The 11253-nt window shown below is 72.6% G+C and carries 13 protein-coding genes; 8 read left to right on the top strand and 5 right to left on the bottom strand.

The genetic code is table 11. The features are described from left to right. Position 1: 1 nt before the first annotated feature. A complete protein-coding gene (locus ACSHV8_RS07050) occupies positions 2 to 454 on the bottom strand; it encodes a hypothetical protein (RefSeq protein ID WP_436530566.1) in 453 nt (150 codons plus the stop codon). A 136-nt stretch (positions 455 to 590) separates the two neighbouring features. On the opposite strand from ACSHV8_RS07050, the gene ACSHV8_RS07045 reads away from it, so the two are divergent. Next, complete coding sequence (locus ACSHV8_RS07045) at positions 591 to 866, top strand: hypothetical protein (protein ID WP_436530564.1); 276 nt, start codon at positions 591 to 593, stop codon at positions 864 to 866. 82 nt (positions 867 to 948) lie between these two features. Here ACSHV8_RS07045 and ACSHV8_RS07040 read toward each other — a convergent pair whose 3' ends face one another. After that, positions 949 to 1701 carry an ABC transporter permease gene (locus tag ACSHV8_RS07040; protein ID WP_436530562.1) on the bottom strand — a complete coding sequence of 251 codons (753 nt, stop codon included), beginning with the start codon at positions 1699 to 1701 and terminating at the stop codon, positions 949 to 951. 24 nt (positions 1702 to 1725) lie between these two features. Beyond that, a complete protein-coding gene (locus ACSHV8_RS07035; protein WP_436530560.1) occupies positions 1726 to 2550 on the bottom strand; it encodes an ABC transporter ATP-binding protein in 825 nt (274 codons plus the stop codon). Positions 2551 to 2603: 53 nt separating this feature from the next. On the opposite strand from ACSHV8_RS07035, the gene ACSHV8_RS07030 reads away from it, so the two are divergent. Both ACSHV8_RS07030 and ACSHV8_RS07025 read left to right on the top strand, forming a co-directional pair. After that, complete coding sequence (locus tag ACSHV8_RS07030; protein WP_436530558.1) at positions 2604 to 3236, top strand: TetR/AcrR family transcriptional regulator; 633 nt, start codon at positions 2604 to 2606, stop codon at positions 3234 to 3236. A gap of 11 nt (positions 3237 to 3247) precedes the next feature. Further along, a complete protein-coding gene (locus ACSHV8_RS07025) occupies positions 3248 to 4036 on the top strand; it encodes a hypothetical protein (protein ID WP_436530556.1) in 789 nt (262 codons plus the stop codon). A 280-nt stretch (positions 4037 to 4316) separates the two neighbouring features. Here ACSHV8_RS07025 and ACSHV8_RS07020 read toward each other — a convergent pair whose 3' ends face one another. Beyond that, positions 4317 to 4850 carry a GtrA family protein gene (locus ACSHV8_RS07020; protein WP_436530554.1) on the bottom strand — a complete coding sequence of 178 codons (534 nt, stop codon included), beginning with the start codon at positions 4848 to 4850 and terminating at the stop codon, positions 4317 to 4319. A gap of 54 nt (positions 4851 to 4904) precedes the next feature. Here ACSHV8_RS07020 and ACSHV8_RS07015 point away from each other — a divergent pair, with 54 nt between their 5' ends. Both ACSHV8_RS07015 and ACSHV8_RS07010 read left to right on the top strand, forming a co-directional pair. Next, entirely contained in the window at positions 4905 to 5807 is a 903-nt protein-coding gene (locus tag ACSHV8_RS07015; protein WP_436530552.1) for an alpha/beta hydrolase, read from the top strand. Positions 5808 to 5839: 32 nt separating this feature from the next. Further along, the gene (locus tag ACSHV8_RS07010) at positions 5840 to 6691 is read left to right on the top strand and encodes a phosphotransferase (protein ID WP_436530550.1); all 852 of its coding nucleotides are present in this window, start codon (positions 5840 to 5842) and stop codon (positions 6689 to 6691) included. Between the two features lie 98 nt (positions 6692 to 6789). Here the strand turns inward: ACSHV8_RS07010 and ACSHV8_RS07005 are convergent, their stop codons facing one another. Continuing rightward, entirely contained in the window at positions 6790 to 7974 is a 1185-nt protein-coding gene (locus ACSHV8_RS07005; protein ID WP_436530548.1) for an MFS transporter, read from the bottom strand. Between the two features lie 95 nt (positions 7975 to 8069). Here ACSHV8_RS07005 and ACSHV8_RS07000 point away from each other — a divergent pair, with 95 nt between their 5' ends. The 3 genes from ACSHV8_RS07000 to ACSHV8_RS06990 all read left to right on the top strand — a co-directional run bounded on the left by ACSHV8_RS07000 (position 8070) and on the right by ACSHV8_RS06990 (position 11130). Continuing rightward, the gene (locus tag ACSHV8_RS07000) at positions 8070 to 8501 is read left to right on the top strand and encodes a MarR family winged helix-turn-helix transcriptional regulator (RefSeq protein ID WP_436530547.1); all 432 of its coding nucleotides are present in this window, start codon (positions 8070 to 8072) and stop codon (positions 8499 to 8501) included. 116 nt (positions 8502 to 8617) lie between these two features. Beyond that, positions 8618 to 9322: a response regulator transcription factor gene (locus tag ACSHV8_RS06995; protein WP_436530546.1), complete on the top strand. Its 705-nt coding sequence runs from the start codon at positions 8618 to 8620 to the stop codon at positions 9320 to 9322. After that, positions 9319 to 11130, top strand: coding sequence for a HAMP domain-containing sensor histidine kinase (locus tag ACSHV8_RS06990; protein ID WP_436530545.1), 1812 nt, complete (start codon positions 9319 to 9321; stop codon positions 11128 to 11130). The genes ACSHV8_RS06995 and ACSHV8_RS06990 overlap by 4 nt, the downstream gene beginning before the upstream one ends. Positions 11131 to 11253 lie beyond the last annotated feature (123 nt).

Genomic DNA, 11253 nt, shown 5'->3' with positions numbered 1-11253 from the left:
GTCACCCGATGACGTCGGCCGCCGACTCGAAAATAGAGCTCCGGCGATGCGTTTGTATCGGGGCGATTTTTCCGTACGGGAAACCGGTCCGGATTTTTTGTCGGGGGGTCCCGCTAGTTTCCCGGGCATGACCGCCGATCTGTCGTTCGAGCAGCTCGTCACCCTGATCGAGCAGGGTGACCTGGAGTCGATCACCGATGCCCTGATCGCGACGGACGAGCCGGCCCGCCGCGCCCTGGGCCGCCGGTTGCCGAACCTGACCACGGTGCGGATGCCCGGCGCCCAGGTGTCCCCGCACGAGTGGCGGCGCCTCATGGATCGCCGCAACGCCGCGAAGGCGGTGGCCGGCGCCGGTTGCCTGACCGGCGCCTCGAAGGTGGTCACCTGGCTGCGGACCACCGGATCCACCCGGCTGGTCGAGCAGGCGCTGGACGGGCTGGTCCGGTTCGCGCACAGCGGACCAGCCGGCCGGGCGGGTCGCCGCGATCGACGCGTTCGTCGAGCTGGCGGGCCGGGGCAAACTGGACGCGGCGCTGATCGGCCGCGAACTGGCGAACCTGCAACGCGACGGCCGGGTCGCCGCCAAGCGGGTGGCGTGGTGCCTCACCGAGCTGCTGCGTGCGGGGCTGGCCGCCGAGGTGTGGGCCGCGGTCCGCGAACTGCTGCCCGCCGCACTGACCACGCCGGGGCCGGGCACACCGGATCTGCTGGCCGCCGCCGAGGCCGCGGCGGCCGTGGTCCGGGCGACCGACGACATCCCGGAGGTGGCCTCGGTGGCCGGCTGTGCGGGGCGGAACCGGCTGGTCGCTGAGGCCGCTCGCCTGTCCCGCACCCTGACCGACAACCGAACCGCCGGAGCCGCCTGACGTCACAGTGCGAACTCGACACGGGCGCGGGCGCGGACTCGGTGCGGGACGAGCGCGGGCACGGCACGGGTGCGGGCGGGGCTTACAGCAGGGTGGCTCGGCCCCAGCCTCGGGCGAGGCGCCAGCAGGCGAAACTGCCGGCCGTGAGGGCTACCGCCAGGAGAAGGGCGGCGGCGGTCAGGGTGCGGGTGGTGTCGCCGCGGACGGCGGCCTGGAGCATGGTCAGGCCCCAGTAGCCCGGGGAGAACGGGGCCACCGCCTGCAGCCAGTGCGGGAACAGGGCGACCGGGACCAGGGCGCCGCCGATCGTGGTGACGACCAGGGCGCCGATGTCGCAGATGGCGTGGAGTTCGCCGTGGCTGCGGACCACTGCGGCCAGGGCCGAGCCGATCGCCAGGAGGGCCACGCCCCAGGTGGCGATGGCCACGGCGAGGAGCCAGGCCGCGCCGGTGGGGTGCAGGCCGACCGCCACGACGCCGAAGACAGTGAGGATTGTCTGTTGCAGGAGGAGGACGCCGTACACCGGAATGGCTTTGCCCAGGAGGAGTTCGACGGTCGTGGCTCGGGTGGCCCGGAGGCGATCCCAGGTGTGCCAGCCGCGCTCGGTCAGGGTGGAGGCGCCGACGATGTGCAGGGCCAGGGCCGAGAACATCACCAGCAGACCGGTCGCGACCTGCGTTGTTCCGCCGGGGACGGCGCGCAGGTAGAGCGGTTTGAGCGCGAACATCCCCAGCATCGGCATCAGCAGGTAGCTCAGGAACGGGCCGGGGTCGCGCAGCCGCAGCAGCGCGTTGTGCCCGGCCAGCGCGGCGATCCGCGACAGCGAGTCGATCATGGCGAGCCTTTCCGATGAGGCCGGTCAGGCGGCCAGGGAACGGTAGAGGTCATCCAGGGAGGGACGCCGGACGTCGACTTCGTGGACCGGGCCGCCGGCCGCGCCGAGCAGGTCGATCAGGGTGGCCGCCGGGTCGACGGTCCGGACCGTGACCTCGGGGGTGGCCCCGGCCCGGACCCGCACCTCGCTCGGCAGGCCGTTGAGCAGCTCTGATGCCGTACCCCGGGCAGTGATCCGGCCCGCACGGGCGACCGCGACCGTAGCGCCCAGCTCAGCCACCTCCGGCAGGTAGTGGGTGGTGTAGAGGACGGCGCAGCCGTCCGCGGCCCGGCGGCGCAACGCCGCCAGCAGGGATTGCCGTGTCTGCGGGTCGGCGCCCGCGGTCGGCTCGTCCATGACCAGCAGCTGGGGCCGGTGCAGCAGCGCGACCGCGGCCTGGACCCGCCGCTGCTGCCCGCCGGAGAGCAGCCCGACCCGCCGATCCAGGAATTCGTCGAGCATCAGATCGGCGATGACCTGCGCGGATGCCTCGGCCAGGGCCCGGCGGCGCAGCCCGGCGAGGCGCCCGAACAGGCGCAGGTGTTCGCGGGCGGTCGCGCTCGGATACAGCGCGAGGTGTTGCGGCGCGACGCCGACGGCGCCGCGGTCGGCTCCGGGCGGGCGGCCGTCGACGAGCACCGTCCCGGCGTCGGGCCTGATCAGCCCGGCCAGCACGTCGGCGAACGTCGATTTGCCGGCGCCGTTGTGCCCGACCAGCCCGGTGATCTCGCCCGGGGCGATGTCGAGGGTGAATCCGTCCAGGGCGCGGACCGTGCCGTACCTCTTGATCACGTTCGTGGCGTGGAGCATCCCGGCCTCCGGTCTACGCCGTAGACTGACGGTCTACACCGTAGACTGCACGGGTGCGGAAACTCAAGGACGCCCGGAGGCCGGAAATCGTCGACGCCACCCTCGACATCGTCACCGAGCGTGGCCTCGACGGGATCTCGATGCGCTCGGTGGCGCAGCGGCTCGGCCTCACGCCGATGGCCCTCTACGGCTATTTCCGCAGCAAGGAGGAGCTTCTCGACGCGGTTCTGGGCCGGCTGCTGGAGGAGATCCCGCCCCCGCCGCCGGGGCGCGACTGGCGGGAAGTGATGATCCACCTGGCCTACGGGATGCGTTCGCTGGCTCAGCGGCGCCCCACCGTCGCGCCGCTGATCCTGACCCGCCCCGGCGTCAGCCCGGGCACGCTGCGCCTGATCGACCGGATCTACCGGGCCCTGCTGGACGCCGGGGTGCCGCCGGCCGAGGTGCCGCGCCTCGAACGGTCCCTCAGCACGTTCGTCATCGGGCACGTGCTGTCCGAGGTCAGCGGCCGGTTCAGCCTGGGCAGTCTGGATCCGGCGGCCCGCCGGGCGCAGCTCGCGCCCGAGGAACTGCCCGCCCACCACGCGCTCGCCGCCGAGCTGGACGCGCCGGTCGACTGGGAGGCCGAGTTCCGCGCCAACCTCGACGACGTGATCTCGCTGGTCGAGCGCCGGATCCCGGCTTGAGCCCGCCGTCGATGGACCGCGCGTTCATTCTTCTCAAACCCGATTGCTTCCGTACGGATCGGAGCCGCGCCGTCGAGGCCGCCGTCACCGCCGAGCGCCTTCGGGTGGCCTGCCGCCATCCGATCACGCTGACCGAAAATGACGTCCGGGTCCTGTGGTCGGAGTACACCGACGACGCGCATCCGCTGATGCGCGCGTTCCTGGACCGCTACCTGTGTCGCGCGCCCTCCGAGGTGCTGCTGCTGACCGGCCCGGACGCGTTCGAGGCGGCCCGCCGGGTCAAACGGGTGATCCGCTCCCGGTATGCCAACGGCCCGTTCGCGAACCTGGTGCACACCGCCGAGCGCCGCGGCGAACTGGCCCGGCAGGCGAACCACCTGTTCGGCCGCTGCCCGAACTGCGCGGAACCGTTCGCCTCGGACGAGTCCCCGGTGACCCCGCAGCGCCCGGGCGGCCGCGACTTCCGGCCCGACGTGGACATCCCCCACCTGGTCGACGAACTGTGGCCGGAGTTGCAGGCCGAGGATCCGCCGCCGCCCACCGCGCACCGGCTCGACGACAGCTCCCCCGACGCCGCCCTCTACCTGGGCGCCGACCGGAACCAGACTCTCGACTCCACGGTCACCGCGATCTGGTCCGCGCTGCCCGGCATCCCCCTGGCCCAGGCCGTCCGGCTCGCGCTCTACACCGGCCGCGTCGGCACCTACCCGATCGCGGTCGGTGGCCGTCCCGCGGTCGAGCACGCCCACCGGGTCCTGCTCGCCCACGGCCTCACCGCCTGCGGCCCCACCCCCAGCTGAACCCAGCCTCACACAGCCCCGAAAGCCAGCCGCACGACCCCAGCTGGCACTGACGGTCGGCCGGGAGTCCCGGAACGACCCTCAGCACCAGCTGAGCGGTCTCAGCTGGCACTGAGGGCTGACCCGGCGGCCCGGAACGACCCTCAGGACCAGCTGAGCGGTCTCAGCTGGCACTGAGGGCTGACCCGGCGGCCCGGAACGACCCTCAGCGCCAGCTGAGCGGTTTCGGCTGGTGCTGAGGGCTGGCTCGGGGGCCCGGGCGGGGGCGGCCGCGGGGGGGTCAGGGGCGGTTGTGGGAGGTGGGGCGGGGCTCGTGGCGCAGGAGGCGGCTGCGGGGGCCGCGACGGGACGAGCGGGCCGGGCGGGCGTCCGCGTGCGGGAAGACGAACCGCTTGAACGCCCACAACCGGAAGACCATCGCGACCAGGGTGCCGAGCAGGTTGCCGCTGACGAAGTCGGCGACCTCCTGAACGGTGCGGGTGACGTCCGGCACCTGCAGGTCGAGCACGTACCGGGAGAGCGCCAGCGGAACGAGGTTGAGTCCGACGCCGATCGCGCTGACCGCGAAGAACAGCGCGGCCTCGTGGTGTTGCTCACGGCCGCCGCGGCTGCGGAACGACCATTCGCGGTTCAGCACGTACGACAAAATCGTGGCGACGATGGTGGCGAAGGCCAGGGCGGTGACCGGCTTGTCGTGCAGCACGGTGAGCTTGAGCAGGTAGTTCACGGCGATCGTGGCGACGAAGCAGACGCCTCCGACTACCAGGAATTTCGCCGCTTCGTGATGCTTTTCCCACAACCGCCTCAGCCACATCCGGCGGATTTTATTCGCTCGCCCGGCCCGATGCGCAACTGGAAGGCTCCCGGAATGGACCTCGTTCGTGGCGCCCTCGACGATCATCGCTGGACCGTGCTGACGCCGGACGGCTGGACCCGCGAGGAACGGCTGCCCCTGATTCTGGTGCTCCACGGGGCGAATTCATCGGCCGACGTGCTCACGATGATGCAGCCGACGATCGAGAGGAGCGACCTTCCGCGTACGGTGGTGGCCTGCGTCTCGACCCCGACCGTGGGCGGGTTCTACCTGGGGCGGTGGGAGCGCCTGGTCGCCGAGGAGTTCCCGGCGTTGCTGGCCGCGGAGTTCAACACCGGCCCGATCGCGCTGCTCGGCAGTTCGATGGGCGGCTACGGCGCGTTGCGGATCGCGTTCGCCGACCCGGGGCGCTTCACCGCCGTCGCCGCGGTCTCGCCGGCGCTGCTCACCGAGAACCCGCGACCGCGCACCACGCTGGGTGTCCTGGCCGAGTTCGCGGCCGCGATGCGCCCGGAGGACACGATCGGGCACCGGTTGCGGGCGAACGCCGACGCGGTCCGCGCGAGCGGGCTGCCGATCCTGCTGCGCTGCGGGGACTCCGACGTGTTCGCCATGCAGGACGGCGCCGAGCGCCTGCACCGCGACCTGTGGGATCTCGACATCGCTCACGACTATCACCTGGTCCGGGGCGCGGATCACCTCGGGCCGGAGGCGCTGGACTCCCTGGAGGCGGCGTTCGCGTTCGTCGGCCGGGCGCTGCGGTCCGGCTCGGGCGACCGGAGTCTCGACGAGGCGTGGCTCGCCTGGCAGGCCGGCGGGAAGCAGGGCGATCCGCCGCGCTTCGACCCGTTCGGCCCGTCGGCGCCGACCGCGATCCGGGTGATGATGGCCGACGAGCTGGCCGAGGCCACCCGCCAAGATCAAGACACGATGCGACGGTACGGACGTCTGTCGTGACCCGAGCTCATCGCCGGCGCGGGAGCCGTCCGGTGCCCGTGCCGGCCGAGCTCGCCCGGGCGCTGGTCGACTCGCAGTTCCCGCAGTGGCGGGAGCTCGCGCTGGAGCGGGTCGGCGCGCACGGCACGGTCAACGCCGTGTTCCGCCTGGGTGATCGGTTCTCCGTGCGGTTCCCGATGCGGGACGAGGACGTGGACACCGAGGCGGCGTCGGCCTGGGAGTTGATCGGCGTGACCCGGTTCGCCACCCCGGCGCCGGTCGCCGTGGGCCTGCCCGATCTCGGTTTCCCGCGCCGGTGGGCGGTGCACACCTGGCTGCCGGGCGCGACGCCGGACGGCGACTCGCACGCGGGCAGCGCGTCGCTGGCGCGGGACCTGGCCGAGTTCATCGGCGGGGTCAGCGCCCGGCCCACCCGGGGGCGCTCGTTCCGGGGCCGCGGGCGCGGTGGTGATCTGCCGGCCCACGACGAGTGGCTGCAGACGTGCTTCCGGGAGAGCGAGGGCCTGCTCGACGTCGCTCCCCTGCGGCGGCTCTGGGCCGAGCTGCGTGAACTGCCCCGCGAGTCACCCGACGTGATGTGCCACGGCGACCTGATCCCGGGCAACCTGCTCGTCGCGGGCGAGCGGCTGACCGGGGTCATCGACGTCGGCAACCTCGGGGCGGCCGACCCGGCGCTCGATCTGATCTGCGCCTGGCACCTGTTCGACCGCGACACCCGGGAGGTCCTGCGCCGGGAGCTCGACGTCCCGGACCTGACCTGGGAGCGCAGCCGCGCCTGGGCGTTCCAGCAGGTCATGGGCCTGATCTGGTACTACGACGAGACCAACCGGCCGATGGCCCGCCTCGGCCGCGGCACCCTGCACCGGCTCACCACGAACGCCTGACGCCCGGCCGGCCGGGAGCCGGGCGGGCGCAGGGCTCGGCCGGGCGCAGGGTTCAGACGGGCGCAAGGTCCAGACGGGCGGCAGGGTTCGGGCGGGTGTCAGTGGCCGGTGGGGGCCGGGACCCGGGCGGGGCGGGCGAACTCGCCGGCCGGGAGGCGGGTGGCCAGCAGGTAGACGAGCAGGGCGGCGAGGGTGACGGCGGCGCCGGCCCACAGCGGGGAGCGGTAGCCGAGGCCGGCACTGATGGTCAGGCCGCCCAGGTAGGCGCCGAAGGCGTTGCCGACGTTGAAGGCGGCGATGTTGGCGCCCGAGGCCAGGGTGGGGGCCTGCTCGGCGTGACCGAGGATGCGCATCTGCAGGCCGGGGACCGTGCCGAAGCCGAAGCCGCCCATCAGCAGCAGCCCGGCGATCGCGGCGATCTGGTGGCCCGCGGTCAGCGCGAACAGGGCGAGGACCGCGGCCAGCCCGGCCAGCAGGACGATCAGGGTGCGGGGAAGGTTCCGGTCGGCGGCGCGGCCACCGAGGATGTTGCCGGCGAACAGGCCGACGCCGAAGATGATCAGCAGCCACGGTACGGCGCCCGACGGGAAGCCGCTGACGCCGGTCAGGGTGTAGGCCAGGTAGCTGAACGCGCCGAACATGCCGCCGAACCCGAGGACAGTGACCAGGATCGACAGCCACACCTGGACGTTGGCGAAGACCCGGAACTCGCGCAGCGGGTCGGCACCGGCGGCGGCCGGGGTGGCCGGGGTGAGCGCGGCGATGCCGGCGAACGCGAGGACGCCGACGGCGGCGATCGCCCAGAACGTGGAGCGCCAGCCCGCGGCCTGGCCCAGGAAGGTGCCGAGCGGGACGCCGAGGACGTTGGCGACGGTCAGGCCGGTGAACATGACCGAGATGGCGGCGGCCTTCTTCTCGGCCGGGACCAGGTCGGTGGCGACGACCGAGCCGATGCCGAAGAACGCGCCGTGGCAGAGCGCGGCCAGGATGCGGCCGAGCAGCATGAGGCCGTAGTTCGGGGCGAGCGCGGAGAGCACGTTGCCGGCGATGAACAGGATCATCAGGGCGAGCAGCGCGCGGCGGCGGTCGACCCGGGTCAGGGCGGCGGTCAGGGCGATCGCGCCGACGGCCACGGCCAGGGCGTATCCGGAGATCAGCCCGCCGGCGACGGCCTCGGTGACGTGGAAGTCGGCGGCGACCTCGGGCAGCAGGCCGGCGATGACGAACTCGGTCAGGCCGATGCCGAAACCGCCGATCGCCAGCGCGTACAGAGCGATGGGCACGGAACTCCTCCAGCGTATGCAATATCCAGCGCGTGCAACTAAAAGATAGTTGCACGCGCGCTATACCCGCGCAAGCCGGTGTAGAGTCACCTCACATGGGGATCAGCAACGACGCGGTGGAGATCCGCGCCCAGGGCTGGCGCCGCCTCGCCGCGCTGCACGGCCTGATCGAGACGGCTCTGGAGAAGGAGCTGCAGACCGCCTGCAAACTGTCGGTGGTCGAGTTCACGGTGCTCGACGCGCTCAGCCGGCAGGACGGCTGGCACATGCGCATGCAGCAGCTGGCCCGCGCGGCCGCCCTGTCCAGCAGCGCCACCACCCGCCTGGTGACCCGCCTGGAGGATCGGGGGCTGCTGACCCGCGTGCTCTGCGCCGACGACCGCCGCGGCATCTACACCGGGCTGACCCCGGCCGGGCAGGCGCTGCTGGCCGCGGCGCGACCGACCCACGACTGGGTCCTGGAGGCGTCACTCACCCAGGCCGAGCGGATTCCCGAGCTGGAGAGCCTCGTCAAGGCGCTGACCTGACTGAAGGGGCCGCTTTCGACGTACGGAAATCGTGGTTTGCTGTTTTTGATGGGTTTTGCCCGTCGGCTTCATCGGATTCGCACATTTATTGAGGGTCCTGGACTCGCTGAGCCAGAATGCGAGCCGTGACCGCCCGTATCCTTGTCGCCGACGACGACCCGAAGCACGCCCAGCTCATCCGGCTCTACCTGGAGCGGGAGGGGCATCAGGTGCTCACCGTCGGCGACGGCCGCGCGGCGCTGGAGCAGACCCGGGCGCGGCGTCCCGACCTGCTGGTCCTGGACGTGATGATGCCGCTGGTCGACGGCCTCGACGTGTGCCGGATCCTGCGCGCCGACCCGGACCCGGGCCTGGCCGGGGTGGCGATCCTGCTGGTCACGGCCCGGTCGGCCGAGAGTGACATGCTGCTCGGGCTGGACATCGGCGCCGACGACTACCTGAGCAAGCCGGTCAGCCCGCGCGAGCTGACCGCCCGGGTCCGCGCCCTGCTGCGGCGGGTGCTCGGCGCCGAGAACCGTGAGGTGCTGCGCGTCGGCGACCTGGAGGTGGACGCGCCGCGGTTCGAGGTGCGGGTCGGCGGCAGCCCGGTGCGGCTGACCGCCAAGGAGTTCGCGATCCTGGAACTGCTGGCCCGCGAGCCGGGCCGGGTCTTCACGCGCGGGCAGATCATCGACAAGACGTTCGGGTTCGAGAACGACGTCTCCGAGCGCACGGTCGACGCGCACGTGGTCAACCTGCGCCGCAAGATCGAGGAGAATCCGGCCGAGCCGCGGTACGTGCAGACGGTGTACGGGCGTGGGTACCGGATGGGCGAGCGGTGAGTTTCCGGCTGCGGATCTTCCTGCTGGTCCTGATCGTGGCCGGCACGGCGATCGGCGCCACCGCCTGGCTCACGCTCAGCCTGACCTCGCGGGAGGTGTCGCGGCTGGACACCGCCCGGCAGCGGCACGAGGCCGAGATCACCGACGCCATCTGGACGTTCGGCGTCACCAACGGCCGGTGGAACGGCATCGACCGGGTCGTCGACGACCTGTCCCGGCGCACCGGCCTGCACATCCGGGTGGAGACCGACGGTGAGGTGCTGACCGATTCCGACGCGCTGCACAACAAGGCGGTCGGGCCGATCCAGACCAGTTACACGACGATCGACCCGTACCCGGAGCTCGAACCGGAGATCGGGCGGCAGGCCAGTGAGGTCTCGGCGGGCGCGTCGCGCGACCCGGCCGTCCTGAAGCAGGCCGACGTCTGGCGCAAGGACCCGAAGAAACTGTTCGGCCCGTCGCCGCGGCTGCCGGCCCGGCCGAAGCTGCCGTCGGACATCTTCGGCGGCACCGCCGTCCGGGCCGAGCTGAAGACGCCCGAGGCGCGGGCGCTGTTCCAGGTCGCGCAGTACCGGGCCGCCCTGGTCGCGTCGCGCTGCGGCTTCGAGCGGCAACTGCTGCGCACGCCGGCGATGGGGTCGCTGACCTCGCCGTACCTGACGCCGGCGCAGATCGCGGCGGCGCCGCAGTGCGCCGAGGCCGGCCGGGCCAAGGTCTACGCCGACACCGATTGGCTGGACCAGTGGTGGCAGGCGATCGCCCAGTGCCGGGTCCAGCCGATCGTGTACTTCAGCCAGTGTCTGCCCTCCGAGTTCGTCCAGGCCTCGTCGAGCACGGCCGCGCTGCCGGTGCGGGTGTTCTTCGGCGCCGGCCAGACCGACCTGACCGTGCTCGGGCAGCCGGCCGTGGTCGGCGCGGCCGGGCTGCTGCTGGCCGCCGCGATCGGCACGGCCTGGATCGCCCGGCGCATCAGCCGCCCGGTCCGGGCCCTGACCGGGGCGTCGCTGCAGCTGGCGGCCGGTCAGCTGGACGTGCGGGTGGCCACCCGGGGCAAGGACGAGCTGGCGTTCCTGTCGTCGTCGTTCAACGCGATGGCCGAGGCGATGCAGCGCAGCGAGGAACGGCAGCGCCGGCTGGTGGCCGACGTCGCGCACGAGCTGCGGACACCGCTGTCGAACCTGCGCGGTTATCTGGAGGGCCTGGCCGACGGGGTGATCGAGCCGAGCCCGGAACTGTTCGCCTCCCTGCACGAGGAGACGCTGCTGACCCGCCGGATCCTCGACGACCTGCAGTACCTGGCGCAGGCCGAGGCCGGTGACCTGGCGTACCACCCGGAGCCGCTGGACCTGTCCGAGCTGGCCGACACCGCGGTCACCGCGCACCGGGCCAACGCCGCCAACGCCGGGCTGGAGATCGTCGTCGACGCGCCCGGCCCGATCCAGGTGCACGCCGACCCCGGGCGCATCCGGCAGGCCCTGGGGAACCTGCTCAGCAACGCGATCCGGTACACCGACGCCGGCGGGAAGATCGAGGTGCGGGTCGCCCGGGATCCGCTGACCGCGATCCTGACCGTGACCGACACCGGGGTGGGGATGAGCGCGGCCGAGGTGTCCCGGGTGTTCGACCGGTTCTGGCGGGCCGACCCGGCCCGGCAGCGGGCCACCGGCGGGTCCGGGCTGGGGCTGACCATCACCCGGCGGATCGTGGAGGACCACGGCGGGAGTGTGAGCGCGACCAGCCGGCCGGGGCTGGGGTCGACGTTCACCATCCGGCTGCCGGCGCAGGTCGGGCCCCGGGACACGATCTGACCCGGCGGCCGATCCGGGAAAAGGTCGGCCGGTAGGCGGGTGCGGGCGAAGGCCGCGGCATGGAACAGTGAGCGCGTGAAGATCGAGCTGGGTCATGCTGTCGTGGCCGCGGACCTGGGGCGC

This window comes from Actinoplanes sp. HUAS TT8 (assembly GCF_051380535.1).
Lineage (GTDB): Bacteria > Actinomycetota > Actinomycetes > Mycobacteriales > Micromonosporaceae > Actinoplanes.
Note: the sequence above shows the minus strand (reverse complement) of the source record. Positions and strands in the feature narration are given on the sequence as shown.

Excerpts from the sequence above, each read along its gene's own strand:
- ACSHV8_RS07040 (WP_436530562.1), bottom strand. The coding sequence starts at position 1,701 with ATGATCGACTCGCTGTCGCGGATCGCCGCGCTGGCCGGGCACAACGCG.
- ACSHV8_RS07035 (WP_436530560.1), bottom strand. The coding sequence starts at position 2,550 with ATGCTCCACGCCACGAACGTGATCAAGAGGTACGGCACGGTCCGCGCC.
- ACSHV8_RS07025 (WP_436530556.1), top strand. The coding sequence starts at position 3,248 with ATGGACCGCGCGTTCATTCTTCTCAAACCCGATTGCTTCCGTACGGAT.
- ACSHV8_RS07020 (WP_436530554.1), bottom strand. The coding sequence starts at position 4,850 with ATGTGGCTGAGGCGGTTGTGGGAAAAGCATCACGAAGCGGCGAAATTC.
- ACSHV8_RS07015 (WP_436530552.1), top strand. The coding sequence starts at position 4,905 with ATGGACCTCGTTCGTGGCGCCCTCGACGATCATCGCTGGACCGTGCTG.
- ACSHV8_RS07000 (WP_436530547.1), top strand. The coding sequence starts at position 8,070 with ATGGGGATCAGCAACGACGCGGTGGAGATCCGCGCCCAGGGCTGGCGC.
- ACSHV8_RS06995 (WP_436530546.1), top strand. The coding sequence starts at position 8,618 with ATGCGAGCCGTGACCGCCCGTATCCTTGTCGCCGACGACGACCCGAAG.